At 64.1% G+C, this 19,410-nt stretch carries 21 protein-coding genes; 11 read left to right on the top strand and 10 right to left on the bottom strand.

The features are described from left to right. Window positions 1–90 precede the first annotated feature (90 nt). On the top strand, window positions 91–927 hold the full coding sequence (locus MF6396_RS22780) for a CvfB family protein (RefSeq protein WP_043864180.1): 837 nt from the start codon (window positions 91–93) through the stop codon (window positions 925–927). Here MF6396_RS22780 and MF6396_RS22775 read toward each other — a convergent pair whose 3' ends face one another. Together MF6396_RS22775 and MF6396_RS22770 are read right to left on the bottom strand one after the other, a co-directional pair. Then, window positions 928–1,311 carry a hypothetical protein gene (locus tag MF6396_RS22775; RefSeq protein WP_043864179.1) on the bottom strand — a complete coding sequence of 128 codons (384 nt, stop codon included), beginning with the start codon at window positions 1,309–1,311 and terminating at the stop codon, window positions 928–930. Window positions 1,312–1,443: 132 nt separating this feature from the next. Continuing rightward, the gene (locus tag MF6396_RS22770) at window positions 1,444–2,928 is read right to left on the bottom strand and encodes a right-handed parallel beta-helix repeat-containing protein (RefSeq protein ID WP_058541527.1); all 1,485 of its coding nucleotides are present in this window, start codon (window positions 2,926–2,928) and stop codon (window positions 1,444–1,446) included. A 241-nt stretch (window positions 2,929–3,169) separates the two neighbouring features. On the opposite strand from MF6396_RS22770, the gene MF6396_RS22765 reads away from it, so the two are divergent. The 3 genes from MF6396_RS22765 (at window position 3,170) to def (ending at window position 5,040) form a co-directional block, all read left to right on the top strand. Further along, complete coding sequence (locus tag MF6396_RS22765; protein ID WP_043864177.1) at window positions 3,170–3,361, top strand: CsbD family protein; 192 nt, start codon at window positions 3,170–3,172, stop codon at window positions 3,359–3,361. Between the two features lie 166 nt (window positions 3,362–3,527). Beyond that, window positions 3,528–4,511: a YihY/virulence factor BrkB family protein gene (locus tag MF6396_RS22760; RefSeq protein WP_043864176.1), complete on the top strand. Its 984-nt coding sequence runs from the start codon at window positions 3,528–3,530 to the stop codon at window positions 4,509–4,511. After that, complete coding sequence (gene def / locus MF6396_RS22755; protein ID WP_043864175.1) at window positions 4,501–5,040, top strand: peptide deformylase; 540 nt, start codon at window positions 4,501–4,503, stop codon at window positions 5,038–5,040. Before MF6396_RS22760 ends, def begins: the two co-directional genes overlap by 11 nt. Here def and MF6396_RS22750 read toward each other — a convergent pair. Continuing rightward, window positions 4,992–5,444 carry a GNAT family N-acetyltransferase gene (locus tag MF6396_RS22750; RefSeq protein ID WP_043864174.1) on the bottom strand — a complete coding sequence of 151 codons (453 nt, stop codon included), beginning with the start codon at window positions 5,442–5,444 and terminating at the stop codon, window positions 4,992–4,994. The two genes, def and MF6396_RS22750, sit on opposite strands and share 49 nt — an antisense overlap. Window positions 5,445–5,726: 282 nt before the next feature. Between MF6396_RS22750 and MF6396_RS22745 the strand changes: the two genes are divergently transcribed. After that, window positions 5,727–5,984 (top strand): DUF2790 domain-containing protein, encoded by a 258-nt coding sequence (locus MF6396_RS22745; protein WP_043864173.1) that lies wholly within the window; start codon window positions 5,727–5,729, stop codon window positions 5,982–5,984. Window positions 5,985–5,987: 3 nt separating this feature from the next. Here MF6396_RS22745 and ada read toward each other — a convergent pair whose 3' ends face one another. The 3 genes from ada to MF6396_RS22730 form a co-directional block, all read right to left on the bottom strand. Then, a complete protein-coding gene (gene ada / locus MF6396_RS22740; protein ID WP_078481632.1) occupies window positions 5,988–7,058 on the bottom strand; it encodes a bifunctional DNA-binding transcriptional regulator/O6-methylguanine-DNA methyltransferase Ada in 1,071 nt (356 codons plus the stop codon). A 93-nt stretch (window positions 7,059–7,151) separates the two neighbouring features. Beyond that, window positions 7,152–7,775, bottom strand: coding sequence for a DNA-3-methyladenine glycosylase family protein (locus MF6396_RS22735; protein WP_078481631.1), 624 nt, complete (start codon window positions 7,773–7,775; stop codon window positions 7,152–7,154). Window positions 7,776–7,907: 132 nt separating this feature from the next. Beyond that, window positions 7,908–9,233, bottom strand: coding sequence for an aminotransferase-like domain-containing protein (locus tag MF6396_RS22730; RefSeq protein WP_078481630.1), 1,326 nt, complete (start codon window positions 9,231–9,233; stop codon window positions 7,908–7,910). 88 nt (window positions 9,234–9,321) lie between these two features. On the opposite strand from MF6396_RS22730, the gene MF6396_RS22725 reads away from it, so the two are divergent. The 4 genes from MF6396_RS22725 to MF6396_RS22710 all read left to right on the top strand — a co-directional run bounded on the left by MF6396_RS22725 (window position 9,322) and on the right by MF6396_RS22710 (window position 11,660). Then, a complete protein-coding gene (locus MF6396_RS22725) occupies window positions 9,322–10,278 on the top strand; it encodes a threonine dehydratase (protein WP_043864169.1) in 957 nt (318 codons plus the stop codon). 116 nt (window positions 10,279–10,394) lie between these two features. Next, window positions 10,395–10,589, top strand: coding sequence for a type II toxin-antitoxin system HicA family toxin (locus MF6396_RS22720; RefSeq protein ID WP_238596464.1), 195 nt, complete (start codon window positions 10,395–10,397; stop codon window positions 10,587–10,589). Then, window positions 10,586–10,918: a type II toxin-antitoxin system HicB family antitoxin gene (locus MF6396_RS22715; RefSeq protein ID WP_043864168.1), complete on the top strand. Its 333-nt coding sequence runs from the start codon at window positions 10,586–10,588 to the stop codon at window positions 10,916–10,918. The genes MF6396_RS22720 and MF6396_RS22715 overlap by 4 nt, the downstream gene beginning before the upstream one ends. Before the next feature lie 82 nt (window positions 10,919–11,000). After that, on the top strand, window positions 11,001–11,660 hold the full coding sequence (locus tag MF6396_RS22710; protein ID WP_078481629.1) for a LysE family translocator: 660 nt from the start codon (window positions 11,001–11,003) through the stop codon (window positions 11,658–11,660). Window positions 11,661–11,854: 194 nt separating this feature from the next. Here the strand turns inward: MF6396_RS22710 and MF6396_RS22705 are convergent, their stop codons facing one another. The 3 genes from MF6396_RS22705 to MF6396_RS22695 are packed head-to-tail and all read right to left on the bottom strand — an operon-like array spanning window position 11,855 to window position 14,101. Beyond that, window positions 11,855–12,634, bottom strand: coding sequence for a helix-turn-helix domain-containing protein (locus MF6396_RS22705; RefSeq protein WP_078481628.1), 780 nt, complete (start codon window positions 12,632–12,634; stop codon window positions 11,855–11,857). A gap of 9 nt (window positions 12,635–12,643) precedes the next feature. Next, entirely contained in the window at window positions 12,644–13,114 is a 471-nt protein-coding gene (locus MF6396_RS22700) for a MaoC family dehydratase (RefSeq protein ID WP_043864165.1), read from the bottom strand. Between the two features lie 42 nt (window positions 13,115–13,156). Further along, a complete protein-coding gene (locus tag MF6396_RS22695) occupies window positions 13,157–14,101 on the bottom strand; it encodes an alpha/beta hydrolase (RefSeq protein WP_078481627.1) in 945 nt (314 codons plus the stop codon). 201 nt (window positions 14,102–14,302) lie between these two features. Between MF6396_RS22695 and fadD2 the strand changes: the two genes are divergently transcribed. Both fadD2 and fadD1 read left to right on the top strand, forming a co-directional pair. Next, entirely contained in the window at window positions 14,303–15,991 is a 1,689-nt protein-coding gene (gene fadD2, locus MF6396_RS22690; RefSeq protein WP_058541533.1) for a long-chain-fatty-acid--CoA ligase FadD2, read from the top strand. A 283-nt stretch (window positions 15,992–16,274) separates the two neighbouring features. Next, window positions 16,275–17,972 (top strand): long-chain-fatty-acid--CoA ligase FadD1, encoded by a 1,698-nt coding sequence (gene fadD1, locus MF6396_RS22685; protein WP_043864162.1) that lies wholly within the window; start codon window positions 16,275–16,277, stop codon window positions 17,970–17,972. A gap of 103 nt (window positions 17,973–18,075) precedes the next feature. On the opposite strand, the gene MF6396_RS22680 is transcribed toward fadD1, so the two are convergent. Continuing rightward, entirely contained in the window at window positions 18,076–19,383 is a 1,308-nt protein-coding gene (locus MF6396_RS22680) for an NAD(P)/FAD-dependent oxidoreductase (protein ID WP_054914947.1), read from the bottom strand. Window positions 19,384–19,410 lie beyond the last annotated feature (27 nt).

Here is a 19,410-nt window from a genome sequence, read left to right as displayed (position 1 = left end):
CAGGGGCGTGCTTGTGTTTATAGAACAACGGCGCGCCTGGCGGTTCCCGTAGCGTGTAGAATGCCAGCCTCGCAACGAGGATTTCAGCAAATGGCTTTAGTTGGGCGTTACAACACTTTGCAAGTGGTCAAGCACACGGATTTCGGTCTGTACCTGGACGGCGGGGCGGACGGCGAGATCCTGCTGCCCAACCGTTACATCCCCAAGGACACGCCCACCGAGGTCGAGGACTGGCTCAACGTCTTCGTCTACCTCGACAGCGAAGACAAGCTGATCGCCACCACCGAGAAGACCAAACTGCAGGTGGGCGAGTTCGCCAGCCTCAAGGTGGTGGAAATCAACAGCATCGGCATCTTCCTCGACTGGGGCCTGCCCAAGGACCTGTTGATGCCGTACTCCGAAGAAAAACGCCAGATGAAGGCGGGCGAGTACTGCGTGGTGCATGCCTACCTCGACAAGCGCACCCGGCGCATCACCGCCACCGCGCGCCTGGACCGCTACCTCGACAAGCTGCCGGCCAACTACAGCGTGGGCCAGGAAGTCGACCTGCTGGTGGTCGAGGAAACCCCGATGGGGTTCAAGGCCATCATCAACAACAAGCACTGGGGCCTGATCCACAAGAACGAAGTGTTCAAGTTCTTGCGTTCGGGCAAGCAGGAGAAGGGCTACATCAAGGAGCTGCGCAGCGACGGCAAGATCGCCTTGAGCCTGCAGCCGGTCGGCCAGGCCCTGGCCAGCACGCTGAACGACAAGATCCTCGACAAGCTCAAGGCCGCCAACGGCGTGCTGCCGGTCAGCGACAAGAGCGACCCGCAGGTGATCAGCGACCTGTTCGGGGTGAGCAAGGGCAACTTCAAGAAAGCGATCGGCGCCCTGTACAAGGACGGGCGCATCGTGATTCACGCCGACCGCATCGAACTGGTCTGATCACACCTGCACGAAGGCGGCAAAACTCAGGTTTTCGCCGCCCGGACGCAAGTCCTGCAGCAGCGAGTCGCGGTCGGCGCTCAGCGCCAGGCTGATGGTCGAGCGACGCTTGCCCGGCTTGCGTACTTCCATCTTCTCCAGGTGCGCACGCAGGAAGTTGACCGGCACCTTGAGGTGCTGCAACTGGTCGGTCTCCGGGGTGTAGAGCAGCAGGTTGACCCAGTCGGCCACGCTCTTGGGCAGCACCAGCTTCACCGGCACATCGAACCACCACAGGCTGCGCTTGGTATCGAGCACGGCAAACAGGGTGTTGTCGCTGTTGAGCACAGGGCGTTCCAGCGCCTGGTTGCGACGGGCGATGGCGGTGGGTTTGTCGAGTTTCATGCAGGTTCCTACGGGTGACGCTTGAAAGGTCGGCCATTGTGCTGGGATTGCGCTGAAAACTAAAGCGGGGCCTGCTGACAGGGCCGACCATTCGCAGACGATCCCTGCCGACGAATGGCCACCCCGCGGTCCTCAGCGTGCCAGCGCCTTGCTCAACTCCGAGGTGGCCCCGTCGGACCGGGTGACCGTCGCGGTGAACGCCTGCAGCCCATCTGCTTGCGGCAATACATACTCGAACTGCGCCTGACCCTTGGCATCCGTCGCCACCATCACTTCGCCCAGATACTGCTCCGCTTCACCGGCCTTTGAGTCAGCATTGCCGAACACCTCCACCCGCAACAGGCTGTCGGGCTCGCCACTCACCTGGCCCAGCAAGCGGTCACCTTTGACTGCCTTGAGCAGCGGGGCCGCCTGATCGTGATTGGGTACCGGCTGGCAACCCTGCGGTGCGGCCTTGTCGGTGCAGATGATCGCCCGGTTGGTGCCCGACGGGTCGACACCGATGCCACGCGAGCCCACATAGATCGCATGCTCCAGCGCCGGCACCGAAAACACGATGGCACCGGTGCGCTGATCGGGCACGCACGAACCGCCCGCTTCGCAGCGCCGGATATCCTGGCTGTTGTTCCAGATGCGGTTGGCGGTCAGGCGGTTGCTGGTGGAGGTCGGCTCCGGGCGCAGCGCCACGCCGATGCGGTTGCCGTGGATCAGGTTGCCATCGAGGATGTTGCCCGCACCGCTGACGCTCACGCCGATGGAGTTGCCGGTAAAGGTGTTGGCCCCCAGGTAATTGCGCTGGCCCCAGTTGATCTGCAGGCCGTCGGAATAGTCCTCGAAGCGGTTGCGCACCACCGTGTTGTCATTGCCCCACAGGATCTCGATGCCCTGGGAGGGCTCCGCGTTGGCCGGGGTGGAGCGAAACAGGTTGTCGGCCACCAGGTTGAACGCCGCGCCGCGGGTCAGCTCCAGGCCGTCGCCGTTGTCCACCAGCTGGTTGCGCAGCACCTTGTTGTTCACCGTGGTGGTGGCGGTCGAATTGCCCTGGCCGTCGTCGCCGGTCAGCATGATGCCGGCGCCACCCTTGTTGGCGGTGATGCGGTTGTCCTGGATGACGTTGTGGCTGGCGCGGTTGACCAGGATGCCGATGCAGAAATTACGCACATCCAGGCCGGAAATCTCCACGCCCTGGGTATCGCGTATCACCAGCCCCGGGCCGGTGGTGGTGCGCACATTGGTGCCGAACTGTCCGGGCACGGCGCCAGGGCATGCGCGCGTGCCGTTGCCGACGATATAGGCCGAACCGTCGATGGCGATGTACTCGCCGCTGCGCTTCCAGGCCGCACCTTCGAGGCTGACCGGGCCGAGAATCGGCGGCAGGGCCGAAGCGGGCTTGATCACGTAGGGCGGCTGGCCGACCGGGCGGATCTCGATCCGGTAGGTGCCGGGCGCCTGGTTGTTGCGCTCGATGGCCCAGCGCAGGCTGCCGGGCTGTTCGTCGTCGGCATAGCGATCGACCACCAGGGTGGTCAGGGCGGCGGGCTGTACGGCAGGTGCTGCGTGCAGGGCATGGGCAGGTACGGCCAGCAGCAGGGCTGTCAGCAAGGGGGAGATACGCATGGGTAGTGATCGCTGTGTCTGTTGTTTTTATCGCGCCTGGCTGCAGGGCGCTGGTGCCCGATTCTAGGCAAAGCCGACAGCCCCTGGCGCAGGCCAGGCACGATTGGGTGCGATATTCGCCCGCTGTTTATCCATTGTGGGAATCCACACCGCACAAAAATATTTGAAACTCTCGCAGAAGCGGGCGGGTCCACTGACTGTCGACACTGACAGCTATCTGTTCCCCTTCAGGAGAAATGCCATGAGCAGCACTTCGGACAAAGCAAAAGGCTTGGCCAACGAAGCGGTAGGCAACATCAAGCAAGGCGTGGGCAAGGTGACCGATAACGATAAACTGCGCGCCGAGGGCAAGGCCCAGGAAGTCAAGGGCGAAACCCAGCAGGCAGTGGGCAAGGCCAAGGATGCGGTCAAGGATGCTGTGAAAAAGCCCTGACCGGCTGCGCGTGTAGCCGATAACGGCCATCTTCGGGTGGCCGTTCTGCTGTCTGTGGCAATCAATCGTAACCTCACAGACGTGGTCTACTAGACTACCGTCAGGTAAAACACCCCCCAACGCTTGGATTACTGCCTATGACAGTGGAGCGGCGAAAGGAGACGCTATGATTTTCCCCAACTTGCACGGCCTGCCGTTGCATCGTGTTCTGGTGCGCACGGTAAGCGAGTTTCTCGATGACGAGATGTCCACCTATGCGTCGGCCCTGGCCTACCAGATGCTGTTTTCGCTGTTCCCCTTCCTGCTGTTCCTGATCGCCCTGATCGGGTTTCTGCATCTGCCCGACTTCTTCACCTGGCTGCGCCTGCAGTCGGAACTGGTGTTGCCGCCCCAGGCGCTGGAGCAGGTCAACCCGGTGATCGACCAGTTGCAGCAATCCAAGGGCGGGCTGCTCTCGGTAGGTATCGTGATCGCCCTGTGGACCGCGTCGGCGGGCGTGCGCCTGATGATGAGCGCGATGAACGCCGCCTATGACGTGGTGGAAGGGCGCCCGGTGTGGAAGCGCATCCCGCTCTCGGTGCTGTATACCGTCGGAATCGCCGGCATGCTGCTGGCCGCCGCCGCCTTGATGGTGCTGGGCCCGCAGGTGATGGAATGGATCGCCTCGCAGGTAGGCATGCAGGAGTTCATCGTCACGCTGTGGACCATCCTGCGCTGGCCGGCCATCATCATCCTGATGATGGTGGCGGTGGCATTGATCTATTACGTGATGCCCGATGTGGAGCAGGAATTTCGCTTCATCACCCCCGGCTCGGTACTGGCGGTGGTGGTGTGGATCATCGCGTCGCTGGGGTTTGGCTACTACGTCAAGACGTTTGCCGACTACAACGCGATGTACGGCAGCATCGGTGCGATCATCGTGCTGTTGCTGTACTTCTATATTTCTGCCGCAGTATTGCTGCTGGGGGCGGAGATGAATGCGGTGATCGAGCACATGTCGGCCGAAGGCAAGGACCCTGGCGAGAAGGAAATGCCCGACGACGATGCGCCGGAACATGATAAAAAGCATGTTTCCGGGTTGGGGCGCGATCACTCCATCCCGTCCGATTCCGCGCCTGAACCCGTGAGCCGAGCCCCGCATGATTCGTGACATCCTGAAGATGGGCGACGAGCGCCTGTTGCGCGTTGCACCGCCCGTACCGGCCCGCCTGTTCGGCACTGCCGAGCTGGAGCAGCTGATTGCCGACATGTTCGACACCATGCAGCACGTGGGCGGCGTGGGGCTGGCGGCGCCGCAGATCGGGGTCGACCTGCAACTGGTGATCTTCGGCTTCGAGCGTAGCGAGCGCTACCCGGATGCCGAGCCCGTGCCGCAGACCATTCTGCTCAACCCGGTGATCACCCCGGTGGGCACCGAGGTCGAGGATGGCTGGGAGGGCTGCCTGTCGGTGCCCGGCCTGCGCGGCGTGGTCAGCCGCTACCGGCACATTCGCTACAGCGGGGTCGACCCGCAGGGCCAGCCCATCGAGCGCTCGGCAGAGGGTTTTCATGCGCGGGTGGTGCAGCACGAATGCGATCACCTGATCGGTCGCCTGTACCCCTCGCGCATTCATGACTTCAGCAAGTTCGGTTATACCGAGGTGCTGTTCCCGGGGCTGGACCCGGCCAGCGACGACTGATCCCGCGCCAACGCGATCAACGATTTGCTGCGCTGATAGCGCGCCAGGCGCTCATTGAGCTGCAGCGGCAGTGCGCCGGCAGGGCTGAACCCCAGTGGCTGGTAGAAGGCCAGCAGGTCCGGGTGGCAGAACAGCCACACCGTGCCCGGCTTGCCGGCGCAGGCATGCTCGATCAGTTGTCGTGCAATGCGCCGGCCGCGCCAGGCGGGTGCCACCAGCAAGCCGGTCAGCCAGAACCCCTCGGGTACCGCGCTCATGTTCACTGCGGCGACAAGCTCACCCGCACGCGCCACCCAGGCCTCGCCCTTGGCACTGGCACGCATGGCCGTACCTTCGGCGCGATAGAATTTGTTCAGCAAAGGGCGCTCGGCAGCGCTTAGCAGGCTGTAGCGTATTTCACTCACGGCGGTTTCCAGCAAGGGCTCTGGCACGGGCTTTTACACGGGCTTGGGTAGGCTGTCGAGGGCTTGTCGTGCGGTTATTGTTACCGAGGCGGTAACAGTGAATGTCCGGCTTCGGGCTTCAACCACCTTCGCAACCTTATAAACTTGACCCATCCCAGCAACTAGAAGCGTAACGGGATCGGTACTTCGTGTTATGTCCATTCGTTGATATGACAACTTCTCCGCGCCAACTCGGCTGATGAAGTCAAACACTTCGTTTGATTGCTTTGCAGGCCTAATACCATGAAAACCTTACTTGCACTTGTATTGGTGGGTGTATCTTCGTTCGCCCTGGCGGACGAGGTCAAGACCGCTGCTGCGCAGCCGGTGGTCGAGCAATATGACTATTCGACCAACCTGGACATCGCCCGGGTGATCAGCCTCTCGACCCTGCCCAATGTCTGCGAAGTGGTGCCGGCCACCATGACCTATGAAGACCATCAGGGCCAGCGCCACACCATCGAGTACCGCGCCATGGGCGATGGCTGCAGCCAGGGCTGATCATTACAGGTCACTGGGCTGTTGTTCCCGGGCCAGGAGCGCCTGCTTGCGCTCCACGCCCCAGCGGTAGCCGGACAGGTTGCCATCACTGCGTACGACCCGATGACAGGGCACTGCCACCGCCAGGCTGTTGGCGGCGCACGCCTGGGCCACCGCCCTGACTGCCCTGGGCGCGCCAATGCGCTGGGCGATCTCGGCGTAGCTGGCGGTGCTGCCTGCCGGGATGCTGCGCAACGCCTGCCACACCCGCTCCTGGAAGGCCGTGCCGCGCAGGTCCAGCGGTAGGTCCAGGCCCAGGGCGGGCGCTTCTATGAACCCCACCACCTTGGCCACCCACTGCTCGAATTCGGCGTCGGCGCCAATCAGTTCGGCTTTGGGAAACTTGTCCTGCAGGTCGTGCAGCAACGCCTCGGGGTCGTCGCCCAGCAGGATGGCGCACACCCCGCGCTCGCTTTGGGCCACCAACAGCGCGCCGAGTGAGCACTGGGCAATGGCAAAGCGGATCGAGGCATTGGCGCCGCCCGCGCGATAGGCGGCCGGGGTCATGCCCAGCCGGGCGTTGCTGTCTTCGTAGAAACGGCTGTTGGAGTTGTAGCCAGCCTTGTACAGGGCGTCGGTGATCGAGCCCGGCTGCTCAAGCTGCCGGCGTACCTTGTGCGCGCGTCTGGCATTGGCGTAGGCCTTGGGGGTGAGGCCGGTCGCGGCCTTGAACACCCGGTGGAAGTGATACGGGCTCATGCCGACATGGGCGGCCACTTGCTTGCGGCTGGGCTCGACCTCGGCCGTTTCGATCAGCTGGCAGGCCCGGGTGACCTGGGTGGCATGCTGCTCGGCCAGTTGGCGCGGGTCGGCGGCGTAGTGCCGGCTGGGGCGATAGCCGGCGGCCTCGGCCTGGGCGGCAGTGTCGAAGAACTCGACGTTCTCCGGGCGCGGCAACCGTGACGGGCTGGAGGCGCGGCAGTAGACCCCGGTGGTGCGAACCCCATAGACGAAATCATCATCCGCCGCGGCGTCGCGGGCCAGCACGGCTTGCCAGCGTGGGTCGTTGACATCGATCGAAGGTGTGCGGGGCATGGCGTGTGGCTCTTGGCTGAGGGCGATGTGGTGAGGGTAGGTGGTGCCGTGCGGGGCGGCACTCCGGGTCTTGCGGTGGAATTCGCCCGGATTTCAGCCGGTGGCGGGTACGCGCCACAGGTACCAGGCGGCCACGGTGCGATACGGGCTCCACGGGGCGCCCAGTTCCAGCATCTGGTTGCGCGTGGGCTGGGCGGGCAGGGCGAACAGGCGACGGTAGCCTTCGCGCACGCCAAAGTCATCGGCGGGCAGGGTGTCCATGTGTTCAAGGGTGTAGGTCAGCAGCATCTCCACGGTCCAGCGTCCAACCCCGCGCAGTTGCGTCAGGCGCTCGATCAGGCTGGTTTCGTCGAGACGGCGGGCCAGCTCATGGTCGGGTACCAGGCCGTCGAGGCGAGCCTGGGCGATGCCCTGGATAGTGGCCAGCTTGCTCGCGGAAAACCCGCAGGCACGCAGTTGCTCGGGCGCGGTGGCCAGCAGTTGCTCGGGGCTGGGGAAGGCCTGCCCGGGGTACAGCGCCAGGAACCGCCGCAGGATCGCTTCGGCGGCCCTGGCGTGCAATTGCTGGTAGGCAATCGACCTGACCAGCGCCTGATACGGGTCGCGGGTGGGCAGCGGTTGGTGCAGGCATGGGCCGATGCGCTCGATATGCGCGGCCCACTTCGGGTCGAGGCTGGCCAGGTGGGCGCAGGCCTGGGTGTAGAACAGCGGGTTCATGCCGGTTTCCGTGGGTAAGGGAGCAGGTTCAGTGTAGAAAAGATGACTGGGGTTTCACTCCGGATGTTGCGATTGAATTGGAGGGCCTCTTCGCCGGCACCGGTACCGCTTTCTCTGCAGGAGCCGGCCCGCTCACCCTGAAACCACTGCCGCCACCCTTTCCAGCGCCTGCTTCAACTGCGCCCGGCTCTGCGCCGCCGACAGGCTGATGCGCACCGCTGCCCGGTCGCCCTGGCGCACCGCGAACACCTCGGCTGGCACCACTGCCACGCCGGCATCACGGCACGCTGTGGCGCGCACACCGTTGACCCAGACATGCGGCGAAGGCACATCCCCCACCAATGCCTTGCCCAGTATCCGCCTGGCCATCCGCCAGCGCTGACCCACTTCTTCACGCTGCCAGGCCACGCGTCGCGCCGCGGTGCCGTCATCGATCCAGCGGCAGGCGATCTCCAGGTCCAGCGGCGACACCGGCCAGTGTGTTGCCTGGGCATGCGGGTCGATGCGCGCCAGCAACTCGGCGCTGCCGACGATCCAGCCCAGGCGCAAACCGGCCGCGACGCTCTTCGACAGGCTGGTGACCAGCACGCCGCGCCCGCCCACCTGTGCCAGCAGCGCCGGGGTATCGGCCAGGGCACCGTAGACATCATCCTCGATCAGGGTCAGGGCATGGCGCTCGATCACTGCGGCAATGGCGGCCTGGCGCGCAGCGCCCATGCAGGCGCCGGTGGGGTTCTGCAGGGTCGGCGTCAGCACCACGACCCGCGCGCCGGTGGCACGTGCGACACGGTCCAGGTCGTCGGGCAGGATGCCCTGGCCGTCCAGCGCAACCTCGTGCAACGGCAGGCGCAACTGTCGACAGGCCGCCTTGATGCCGGGTGCGGTCAAGGCCTCGACCATCACGGCGTCTCCTGGCTGGCACAGCGAAAGCAGCACGTTGAACAACCCCAGCTGGGCACCGCCGCACAGCAGCACCTGGCGCTCGTCCAGTTGCAGGCCGCGCCGGCGCAGCCAGGCGGCGCCCTGAAGGCGCCCGCGCAGCAACTGTTCGGCACCCAGGTAATGCTCGAGCTGGCCGGCAGGGCCTTGTTCCAGCAGATGGCGCAAGGCATGCGCCAGGTCGGGGCTGCTGTCGTCGGCCACCGGCACATTGGTCGACAGGTCGATCTGCGTCGCTTGCTGGCCGGGTTGCTTGAGGCGGAACAGCGTGGCTTCCTTGCTGCCCGCCAGCACGTAGGTGCCTCGCCCTACCTCCCCGGACACCAGATGCCGGGCCGCTGCCTCGCGGTACGCCTGCTGGGTGGTGCTGGGGTTCAGGCCCAGGTTCCAGGCCAGGCGCCGCTGCGGCGGCAGGCGCTCGCCCACTTTCAGCTCGCCGCTTTCGATCGCCCGCGCAATCGCCTCGACCAGTTCGAGGTAGCGGGGCAGGGAGGTGTCGCCTAGGGTGGGGGTCCACATTTATTGTTGGCCATGCAATATAAGGGTTCACCCATACAATGCGGCGCGACTAGGATCAGGTCAATTCCCCTGGCCATCGAGGTGCCTCATGTTCGACCTGTCCGCCCTGCGCGACGCTGCCCGCCTGGTACACACCCGCGTTCCTGCCACGCCCCAGTACGCCTGGCCGCGCCTGGCCGAACGCGTGGGCTGCCAGGTGTGGGTCAAGCACGAGAATCACGCGCCCACCGGTGCCTTCAAGGTTCGCGGCGGGCTGCTGTACGTGCAGGCGCTGCTGGCGCGCTCACCCACGGTGCGCGGGCTGGTCACCGCCACCCGTGGCAACCACGGGCAGAGCCTGGCGCTGGCGGCGCGCAGTGCCGGGTTGCCGATCATCATCGTGGTGCCCGAGGGCAACTCGCGGGAAAAGAATGCCGCCATGCGCGCGCTGGGTGCGCAACTGGTGGAGCATGGCGCCGATTTCGACCTGGCGCGGGCCGAGGCGGCGCGACTGGCGCAGGTGCACGGATATGAAAGCGTGCCGCCGTTCCACCCGGACCTGATCCGCGGCGTGGCCACCTACGCGCTGGAGCTGTTCGAGGCCGTACCGGCGCTGGACTGCGTGTACGTGCCGATCGGCATGGGCTCGGGCATCTGCGGGCTGATTCGTACCCGTGACCTGCTGGGGCTGCACACCGAGATCGTCGGGGTGGTGTCCACCGAGGCCGATGCCTTTGCCTCGAGTTTCGAGCAGAACCGCATCGTCACCACCGAAACCGCCAACACCTTCGCCGACGGCATGGCATGCCGCATGCCCTTGCCCGAGGCGTTCGAGATCATCCGCCAGGGCGCGGCGCGGGTGGTGCGCGTCAGCGACCCTGAAATCGCCAACGCCATGCGCATCTTCCACGAAGACACGCACAACACCGCCGAAGGCGCCGGTGCGGCGGGGCTGGCGGCGTTGCTGCAGGAGCGCGAGCGCCAGCAGGGGCGCAAGGTGGCAGTGGTGCTCAGTGGCGCCAATATCGACCGGGAGCGCTATGCGCAGGTGCTGGCGGGTCACTGAAAGGTCCTGAATGACTCCTTTGGAAAAAATGCTATCTTATTTTGATAGCATTTTCCGATGAACAATCGATATCGAAAGACCCTCATGCCATTTTTCGGATACCGACCCTTTCTTCTGTGGTCTTCTCCGATATTGAAGCGCTGGTTCTCCATCTTGGGGGGCGGGTCATCGAGCGTGAGGGCTCAAGGCTCAAGCTGGTGCTGGGCGATCAGCAGTGGCGCTGCCACCGCCCGCACCCAGGCAAAGAGGCCAAGCGATATCAGGTTGAAGAAGCCCGTGAATTTCTCTCGCGGGCAGGAGTTCAGGTATGAGCAGCATGACTTACAAGGGCTATTCGGCTCGTGTCGAATACGACGCACGCGACGATATCTTCGTCGGGCGGGTACTCGGGGTTCGAGACATCATCAGTTTTCACGCAAGCTCCGTGAGTGCGCTGCATGAAGCGTTTAGCCTGGCGCTTGAAGACTACCTGGCCGATTGTGCTGAACAGGGCATCGCTCCCGAGAAACCGGCTTCTGGCAAGGTGATGCTGCGTATCCGGCCAGAGGTGCACGCCGCTGCCAGCATCGCGGCGCAGGCTGCAGGCAAGAGTCTCAATCAATGGGCCGATGAGGTCTTCGAGCGGGCCGCGCGGGCCTGAGCACGGCAATTTCTTCCAATACACCACCCTCCCTCACTGAGTCTAATGGCGCCTGCCCTTCATCGTCGGTAGTCGAGCGTTCATGCCATTTTCCAACGGATTTCTTCTCAGCCTGTCGTTGTGCCTGGATATCGGCGTGGCCAATATCGCCATGATCACCCTGGCCATGCAGCGCGGCTTTCTGCAGGGCTTCTGGCTGGGGCTGGGCACCTGTGTGGGGGATCTGATCTATGCCGTGGCGGCATTGCTCGGCATGACCGTGCTGCTGCAGTTCACCAGCGTGCGCTGGGTGTTGTGGGTGGGCGGTTCGCTTTTGCTGGTGTGGTTTGCACTGAAGATGCTGCTGGCCGCCTGGCGCGGCAATGCGCATATGGACACCAGCCAGCAGGTGGTGCGCGAATCGCCCTGGCGCGAGTTTCTGCGCGGCATCTTTCTGGCCATGTCTTCGCCCAGCGCGATCCTGTGGTTTGCCGCGGTCGGCGGGGTGCTGATCTCGCGCTCCGGCGCAGGCGGCATGCTCGAGGCCGGGTTGTTTCTCAGCGGGTTCTTCATTGCCGGGCTGCTGTGGTGCGCGTCGCTGTGCACCTTGGCCAGCCACGGCGGGCGCCTGCTGGGCGACCGTCTGCTGACCTGGTCGTACCTGGCCTCGGCGGGCATCTTCTGCTATTTCGCGGTGTACGTGATCGTATCGGGCTACCGCGAATTCATCCTCGCCGCGCCGGTCGCCGGGGCGGGTCTATAATCAGTCGGTCACCGGCAAGCAGGTGTCGCGCTCAGCGGAGGGCCTGTCATGAAAGGTCTGGATGCGAAAAAATCGGTCAAGAAGAAACCCGCCAAAACCGCCAAGGAAAAACGCACGGCAAAACGTTCCAAGGACGGGACGGCAGGCTTTTTGCCGCATTGACCGGTCAGGGCTGCGCCAGCAGCTCTTTTGCTTTATGAAGGCTTGAACGCCTGCCAGTAATGATGGGGCGTGGCGCCCATTACCCGGCGAAAACTGTTGATGAAATGGCTCTGGTCGTAGAAGCCCAGAAGCTGGGCCACATCCAGCGGGTGCAGGCCGGCGCGCAGGCAACGGCGTGCCTCGATCAGGCGCAGTTGCATGTGGTACTGCAGCGGTGCCAGCCCTGTGGCCTTCTTGAAGCTGCGCACGAAGTGGTACTTGCTCAACCCGGCCACCTGCGCAAGCTCGTCCAGCTCAAGCTTGTGCCCCAGGTGCTGGCGCATGAACTGCAGTGCCTGGGCCAATGCGTGGCTGTATTCGCCGGGCCTGCCGGGCGACTGCTCCAGCCATTGCGCCAGCAGGGCCAACAAGGCTTCCTCCTGATGGCCGGAGTGTGCCGGCGCACGGGCGAAGGCCACGATAGCCTGGCACAGCGAAGGCTGGTCGAACACGCCTTGCTCGAACAGCGGGCTGTTCAGGTTGTTCTGGCTGACCAACCGGGCAATCGCCTCGGGTGCCAGGTGCAGGCTGATGTACTCCACGCCTGCCGGGTCGAAGGTGGAGGCCTGCACCGCCAGCGGGTTGTACAGGGTCACCTGACCCGGCGCCGCCTGCAGCTCACGTCCGTCCAGCCAGATCTGCTCGCAACCGCTCAGGTTAACGCCCAGCACATACTCGTCATGGGCATGACGCGGAAAGCTGGCGGCGCTGGCCCTGACCCAGTAGGCCTCGACCAGGCCGCCCGCCTGCAGGTGCTCGGTCACCAGCGCCATGGGCCGCTATCAGCCGATGGTGATCGGCGGCGGGCTCACCAGGTCGACGCTCTGCTGCTTGCGCGGGGCGAGGATCTCGGCTTCGCCGTCCACCACCAGTTCGTCGTGCTGGTTGAACACGCGGGTGGCAATGCGCACGCGGAACTTGGGCAGCTTCTCGAGGATTTCCAGGCGCACGGTCAGGGTGTCGCCGATCTTCACCGGCTTCTGGAAGCTCATCTGCTGGCCCAGGTAGATGGTGCCGGGGCCGGGCAGTTCGCAGGCCACTGCGGCACTGATCAGCGCGCCGCTGAACATGCCGTGGGCAATGCGTTCCTTGAACATGCTCCTGGCCGCGAATTCGGCATCCAGGTGCACCGGGTTGTGGTCACCGGACATCGCGGCGAACAGCTGGATGTCGCGTTCTTCGACCGTCTTGCTGAAGCTGGCGGTCTGGCCCACTTCGAGGGCTTCGTAAGGCGTGTTGGTGACCTGGGTCATGCAGGCTGTTTCCTTCAAGGTTCGGACAAGGTGCGTACTGTATCACTCGCTGCGGGCCGGGCGGCCCTGGGTCAGCGCCTGCTCGAGCCAGGCGATGAGCGCCGCCGTCACCTCGTCACGGTTGGTTTCGTTGAGCAGTTCATGGCGTGCCTGCGGGTAGAGCTGCAATTGCACGCGCTGATTGCCGGCAAGGCGCAGGGCGCCGACCAGATCCTTCAGACGCTTGCCGGCGCTCACCGGATCACATTCGCCGCCCATCACCAGGATCGGCAGGTTGGGATCGATCTGTGCCAGGTGCCGCGGCTGGCTGATGTGTTCCAGGCCCATCAGCAGGTCGACCCACAGGCGGTTGGTGCAGCGAAACCCGCACAGCGGGTCGGCCACGTAGGCGTCGACCTCGGCGCTGTCGCGGCTGAGCCAGTCGAAGGCCGTGCGGTTGGGCTTGAACGCCTTGTTGAACGAACCGAACGACAGCCAGTCGATCAGGGCGCTGCGTCCCAGCGGGCCCTGGCGCCAGGCTTCGAGGCGGGCGATCACGCAGGCCGCGCGGTACAGCGCCGGTGGCTGGAAGTTGGAGCCGCTGAGCACCGCCCCCTGAAGGCTGGCGCTGTGGTGCAGCAGGTAGGCCTGGACGATGTAGCTGCCCATGCTGTGGCCGAACAGGAACAGCGGGGCGCCCGGGTACTGCTGGCCGATGTGCTGGGCCAGGCTGGCCAGGTCGTTGACCACGCTGTCCCAGCCCTGGTGGCTTGCGAACAGCCCCAGGGTGCCGTGTTCGGCGGTGCGCCCGTGGCCGCGCTGGTCGTGGGCATACAGCGCGAAGCCGGCAGCGCTCAGTGCCTGCCCGAGGCGCTGGTAGCGCCCGGCATGCTCGGCCATGCCATGGGCCAGCAGCACCACGGCCCGGATCGGCGCGGCGGGCAGCCATTGATACACATGCAGGCTGCAATGGTTGCTGGCCGGCAGCCAGAACACGTCGTGGTTCATGGCGGTTCCCTTGCGCAAGTGGCTGATCCTGCAAGTGTATAGCCCATTTGTGTAATTGAACGGATGATGGCAACAAGATTCAGAATGTTAATGACAGGTCTTGGCATGTTTGCCCCTTGCGGCTTAACTGCTAACGTCGGCACACGATGCGATTTTCTGCATGCAGGCAGCCCACAGGCTCAGGAATGAGGACAAGAATAAATGCAAGCTGACTTCTGGAATGACAAGCGCCCCGCGGGCGTGCCCTCACATATCGACCTGACTGTCTACAAGTCGGTGCTGGAGGTGTTCGAGCGCTCCTGCAAGCGCTTCGCCGACCGCCCGGCGTTCACCAACCTGGGCGTCACCCTGACCTACGCCGATCTGGATCGCCAGTCCGCGGCCTTTGCCGGCTACCTGCAACAGCACACCGACCTGGTCCCGGGTGATCGCATCGCGGTGCAGATGCCCAACGTGCTGCAGTACCCGATTGCGGTGTTCGGCGCGATGCGCGCCGGGCTGATCGTGGTCAACACCAACCCGCTGTACACCGCGCGCGAGATGCGCCACCAGTTCAAGGACTCCGGCGCCCGTGCCCTGGTGTACCTGAACATGTTCGGCAAGCTGGTGCAGGAGGTGCTGCCCGATACCGGCATCGAGGTGCTGATCGAGGCGAAGATGGGCGACCTGCTACCGCTGGCCAAGGGCTGGCTGGTGAACACCGTTGTGGCGCGGGTCAAGAAGATGGTGCCGGCGTATCACCTGCCCCAGGCGGTGCCGTTCCGGCAGGTGATGCGCCAGGGCCGTGGCCATGCGCTCAAGCCGGTGCAGGTGACGCTCGATGACGTGGCGGTGCTGCAGTACACCGGCGGCACCACCGGCCTGCCCAAGGGCGCGATGCTCACCCACGGCAACCTGGTGGCCAACATGCTGCAGGTGCTGGCGTGCTTTTCGCAGCTGGGGCCGGACGGGCAGAGGATGATCAAGGAAGGCCAGGAGGTGATGATCGCGCCGCTGCCGCTGTATCACATCTATGCCTTCACCGCGAACTGCATGTGCATGATGGTCACCGGCAATCACAACGTGCTGATCACCAACCCGCGCGACATACCGGGCTTTGTCAAAGAGCTGAAAAAGTGGCGCTTCTCGGCATTGCTGGGCCTGAACACGCTGTTCGTGGCACTGATGGAAAATCCGGATTTCAAGCACCTGGACTTCTCCTCGCTGAAGGTCACCAACTCCGGCGGCACGGCGCTGGTCAAGGCCACTGCCGAGCGCTGGGAGAGCATCACGGGGTGTCGCATCGTCGAAGGCTATGGCCTGACCGAAACCTCGCCGGTGGCCAGCACCAACCCCTACGGCCAGCAGGCGCGCCTGGGTACGGTCGGCATACCGCTGCCCGATACCGCGTACAAGGTGATCGATGATGACGGCAACGAGCTGGCCCTGGGCGAGCGCGGCGAGCTGTGCATCAAGGGGCCGCAGGTGATGAAGGGCTACTGGCAGCGTCCGGACGCCACCGCCGAGGTGCTCGATGCGCAGGGCTGGCTCAAGACCGGCGATATTGCAGTGATCGACCCGGACGGCTTCACGCGCATCGTCGACCGCAAGAAGGACATGATCATCGTGTCGGGCTTCAACGTGTACCCCAACGAGATCGAGGACGTGGTGATGGCGCACCCCAAGGTGGCCAACTGCGCGGCCATCGGAGTGCCGGACGAGCGTTCCGGCGAGGCGGTGAAACTGTTCGTGGTGCCACGCGATGGCGGCGTGAGCGTCGAGGAGCTCAAGGCCTACTGCAAGGCCAACTTCACCGGCTACAAGGTGCCCAAGCAGATCGTGCTGCGCGATTCGCTGCCGATGACCCCGGTGGGCAAGATCCTGCGCCGGGAATTGCGCGATATCGCCTGAAAGCCATTCGCCGGCCAGGCTGGCTCCTACTTTGCCGTGTAGGAGCCGGCCTTGCCGGCGAAGCTTTTGCTGAATAGACCCTTTACTCTAAAAATGACTACTGGGTATTCGTTAGTCATTTATGTGACTTTGCGGCCCACTTTGGCTCTAGGCGCCCTCTGGCAAAGCTGCTACTCTCGGCGCGCTTCTGATGCTTCGGTTTGTAGCAATCCGTCATCACATATCAATAATAATCGCGTCGACTGCGGAGAAGATTTCGCTGTTGCTGGAGGAGTGGGCTTCCATGATCGAACACTTTTGGAAGGATAAGTACCCAGCCGGGGTTGCCTCGCAAATCAATCCTGATGAGTATCCGAACATTCAAGCGGTATTGAAGCAGTCCTGCCAGCGTTTCGCCGACAAGCCGGCGTTCAGCAACCTGGGCAAGACCCTCACCTATGGCGAGCTGTATGAGCTGTCGGGGGCGTTTGCCGCCTACCTGCAGCAGCATACCGACCTGCAGCCCGGTGACCGCATCGCGGTACAACTGCCAAACGTATTGCAATACCCCGTGGCCGTCTTCGGTGCGATGCGCGCCGGGCTCATCGTGGTCAACACCAACCCGCTGTACACCGCGCGGGAGCTGGAACACCAGTTCAACGATTCCGGTGCCAAGGCGCTGGTGTGCCTGGCCAACATGGCCCACCTGGCCGAAAAGGTCGTTCCCAAGACCCAGGTCAAGCACATCATTGTCACCGAAGTGGCCGACCTGCTGCCACCGCTCAAGCGTCTGCTGATCAATAGTGTGATCAAGTACGTGAAAAAGATGGTGCCGGCCTACCACCTGCCCAAGGCCGTCAAGTTCAACGATGCGCTGGCCAAGGGGCAGGGCAAGGCGGTCAACGAAGTCAGCCCCGACAGCGGCGATGTCGCCGTGCTGCAGTACACCGGTGGCACCACGGGTGTGGCCAAGGGTGCGATGCTGACCCACCGCAACCTGGTGGCCAACATGCTGCAATGCCGTGCGCTGATGGGCTCGAACCTGGGCGAGGGCTGCGAGGTCCTGATCACGCCGCTGCCGCTGTACCACATCTATGCCTTCACCTTCCATTGCATGGCGATGATGCTGATCGGCAGCCACAACATCCTGATCAGCAACCCGCGCGACCTGCCGGCGATGGTCAAGGAACTGTCCAAGTGGAAGTTCACCGGCTTCGTCGGCCTGAACACCCTGTTCGTGGCCCTGTGCAACAACGAGACCTTCCGCAAGATGGACTTCTCGGGGCTCAAGCTCACCCTGTCGGGCGGCATGGCCCTGCAGGTGGCGGTGGCCGAGCGCTGGAAGAGCGTCACCGGTTGCTCCATCTGCGAAGGCTACGGCATGACCGAGACCAGCCCGGTGGCGGCGGTCAACCCGGCCGAGCACAACCAGATCGGTACCATCGGCATTCCGCTGCCGTCGACCCTGTGCAAGGTGATCGACGACAATGGCAAGGAGCTGGCGCTGGGCGAGATCGGCGAGCTGTGCATCAAGGGCCCGCAGGTGATGAAGGGCTACTGGCAGCGCGAAGAGGCGACCACCGAGATCCTGGATGCCGACGGCTGGCTCAAGACCGGTGATATCGCGGTGATCCAGACCGATGGCTACATGCGCATCGTCGACCGCAAGAAGGACATGATTCTGGTGTCTGGCTTCAACGTTTACCCGAACGAACTCGAAGACGTGCTGGCGACCCTGCCGGGCGTATTGCAGTGCGCCGCCATTGGCGTGCCGGACGAGAAATCGGGCGAACTGATCAAGATCTTCATCGTGGCGCGGCCGGGTGTGACCCTGACCAAGGACCAGGTGATGGAGCACATGCGCGCCAATGTCACGGCGTACAAGGTGCCGCGCCTGATCGAGTTCCGCGATGCCTTGCCGACCACCAACGTGGGCAAGATCCTGCGGCGCGAGTTGCGCGATGAAGAGTTGAAGAAGCTGGGCCTCAAGAAGATCGCCTGATCTTCGTGTGGATCGTGCTGCACTCGTTCGCCGGCAAGGCCGGCTCCTACAGGGTATGTGAACACCGCAAATTCTGTAGGAGCCGGCCTTGCCGGCGAATGCCTCAACGCAGCTTCTCAAGCATCTGGTAGTACCACATCCCCGCCGCCAGCAATGGATTGCCCAGCACATCGCCCATCGGCACCTTGATGTGGCTGCAGCCGGCAAAGGTATCGAATCGGCTCAATGTGCCGGTGATCGCTTCGGCCATGATCTCGCCCATGATGTGGCTGGTGGCAATGCCATGCCCCGAATACCCCTGGCAGTACCACACGTTGTCCGACAGCTTGCCCAACTGCGGAATGCGGTTGACCACGATGCCCATCGCGCAGCTCCACTGGAACTCGATCGGCACGCCCTTGAGCGCCGGAAAGGTTGCCTCGATGCACGGGCGCAGCTCCCCCGCGATATCCCGCGAATCACGTCCCGAATAATTGGCCCCGCCACCGAACAGCAGGCGCCCGTCTGCGGTCATGCGGTAATAGTCGAGCACGAAGCGGCAGTCGTACACCGCCAGGTCCTGCGGGTTGAGCTTGCGGGCCAGCTCGCCCAGTGGGGTGGTGGTCACGATGCCGCCCATGGCCGGGAAGATCTTGCCCTTGAGCTGGGGCTTTTCCAGCTTGTGGTACACGTCGCCGGCCAGCATCACCTGGCGTGCGTTGACCCGGCCCTTGGCCGTGACAACCGCAGGTTTGTCACCATGCACGATCTCCAGCACTTCGGAGTTTTCGAAGATCAGCGCGCCCAGCTGGTGCGCCGCCCGCGCCTCGCCCAGGCACAGGTTGAGCGGGTGCAGGTGCAGGTTGCGCAGGTTCTTCAGCGCGCCCAGGTACAACGGGCTGTCCAGGTGCTGGCGCACCGCCTCGCGGTCGAGCATCTGCACCTGCTCGCCCATGCCGCGCCGCTGGGCTTCGTCGGCGAAGGCCTGCAGTTCGGTCATGTGCGCAGGCTTCATGGCCGCGTGCAGGTGGCCGTGCTTGAGGTCGCAGTCGATGGCGTAGCGTTCGACCCGTTGCTGGATGATGTCGTGGCCGCGAAAGCGCAGTTGCCAGATGAAATCGTCCACGTCATCGCCCAGGCGCTTGCGCATCTGTTTGCGCATGGCCTCGTCACCCGACAGGCTGCCGGTGACCTGGCCGCCGTTGCGCCCGCTGGCGCCCCAGCCGATACGGTTGGTTTCGACGATGGCCACCTTCAGGCCGCGCTCGGCCAGTTCCACCGCGCTGGCCACGCCGGTGAAGCCGCCACCGATGATCACCACGTCGACCTCGACCGTGCCCTGCAGGGTCGGGTACTGGGTGGTGTCGTTCAGGCTGGCGGTGTAGTAGGAGGCGCTGCGCTGGGCGGTGCCGTGGTTGAGGGCTGCATTCATGGGTGTGTTCCTTGAAGAATAGGGGGC

This window comes from Pseudomonas sp. MF6396, from assembly GCF_002018915.1.
In the GTDB taxonomy this organism is placed as follows: Bacteria; Pseudomonadota; Gammaproteobacteria; order Pseudomonadales; family Pseudomonadaceae; genus Aquipseudomonas; species Aquipseudomonas palmensis.
Note: the sequence above shows the minus strand (reverse complement) of the source record. Positions and strands in the feature narration are given on the sequence as shown.

Coding starts and splice junctions, on each gene's coding strand:
- MF6396_RS22730 (WP_078481630.1), bottom strand. CDS start 9,233: ATGTGGACCCCCACCCTAGGCGACACCTCCCTGCCCCGCTACCTCGAA.
- MF6396_RS22745 (WP_043864173.1), top strand. CDS start 5,727: ATGAAAACCTTACTTGCACTTGTATTGGTGGGTGTATCTTCGTTCGCC.
- MF6396_RS22775 (WP_043864179.1), bottom strand. CDS start 1,311: ATGAAACTCGACAAACCCACCGCCATCGCCCGTCGCAACCAGGCGCTG.
- MF6396_RS22700 (WP_043864165.1), bottom strand. CDS start 13,114: ATGACCCAGGTCACCAACACGCCTTACGAAGCCCTCGAAGTGGGCCAG.
- MF6396_RS22780 (WP_043864180.1), top strand. CDS start 91: ATGGCTTTAGTTGGGCGTTACAACACTTTGCAAGTGGTCAAGCACACG.
- MF6396_RS22715 (WP_043864168.1), top strand. CDS start 10,586: ATGAGCAGCATGACTTACAAGGGCTATTCGGCTCGTGTCGAATACGAC.
- def (WP_043864175.1), top strand. CDS start 4,501: ATGATTCGTGACATCCTGAAGATGGGCGACGAGCGCCTGTTGCGCGTT.
- fadD2 (WP_058541533.1), top strand. CDS start 14,303: ATGCAAGCTGACTTCTGGAATGACAAGCGCCCCGCGGGCGTGCCCTCA.
- MF6396_RS22760 (WP_043864176.1), top strand. CDS start 3,528: ATGATTTTCCCCAACTTGCACGGCCTGCCGTTGCATCGTGTTCTGGTG.
- MF6396_RS22770 (WP_058541527.1), bottom strand. CDS start 2,928: ATGCGTATCTCCCCCTTGCTGACAGCCCTGCTGCTGGCCGTACCTGCC.
- MF6396_RS22765 (WP_043864177.1), top strand. CDS start 3,170: ATGAGCAGCACTTCGGACAAAGCAAAAGGCTTGGCCAACGAAGCGGTA.
- ada (WP_078481632.1), bottom strand. CDS start 7,058: ATGCCCCGCACACCTTCGATCGATGTCAACGACCCACGCTGGCAAGCC.
- MF6396_RS22725 (WP_043864169.1), top strand. CDS start 9,322: ATGTTCGACCTGTCCGCCCTGCGCGACGCTGCCCGCCTGGTACACACC.
- MF6396_RS22710 (WP_078481629.1), top strand. CDS start 11,001: ATGCCATTTTCCAACGGATTTCTTCTCAGCCTGTCGTTGTGCCTGGAT.
- MF6396_RS22680 (WP_054914947.1), bottom strand. CDS start 19,383: ATGAATGCAGCCCTCAACCACGGCACCGCCCAGCGCAGCGCCTCCTAC.
- MF6396_RS22705 (WP_078481628.1), bottom strand. CDS start 12,634: ATGGCGCTGGTGACCGAGCACCTGCAGGCGGGCGGCCTGGTCGAGGCC.
- fadD1 (WP_043864162.1), top strand. CDS start 16,275: ATGATCGAACACTTTTGGAAGGATAAGTACCCAGCCGGGGTTGCCTCG.
- MF6396_RS22735 (WP_078481631.1), bottom strand. CDS start 7,775: ATGAACCCGCTGTTCTACACCCAGGCCTGCGCCCACCTGGCCAGCCTC.
- MF6396_RS22695 (WP_078481627.1), bottom strand. CDS start 14,101: ATGAACCACGACGTGTTCTGGCTGCCGGCCAGCAACCATTGCAGCCTG.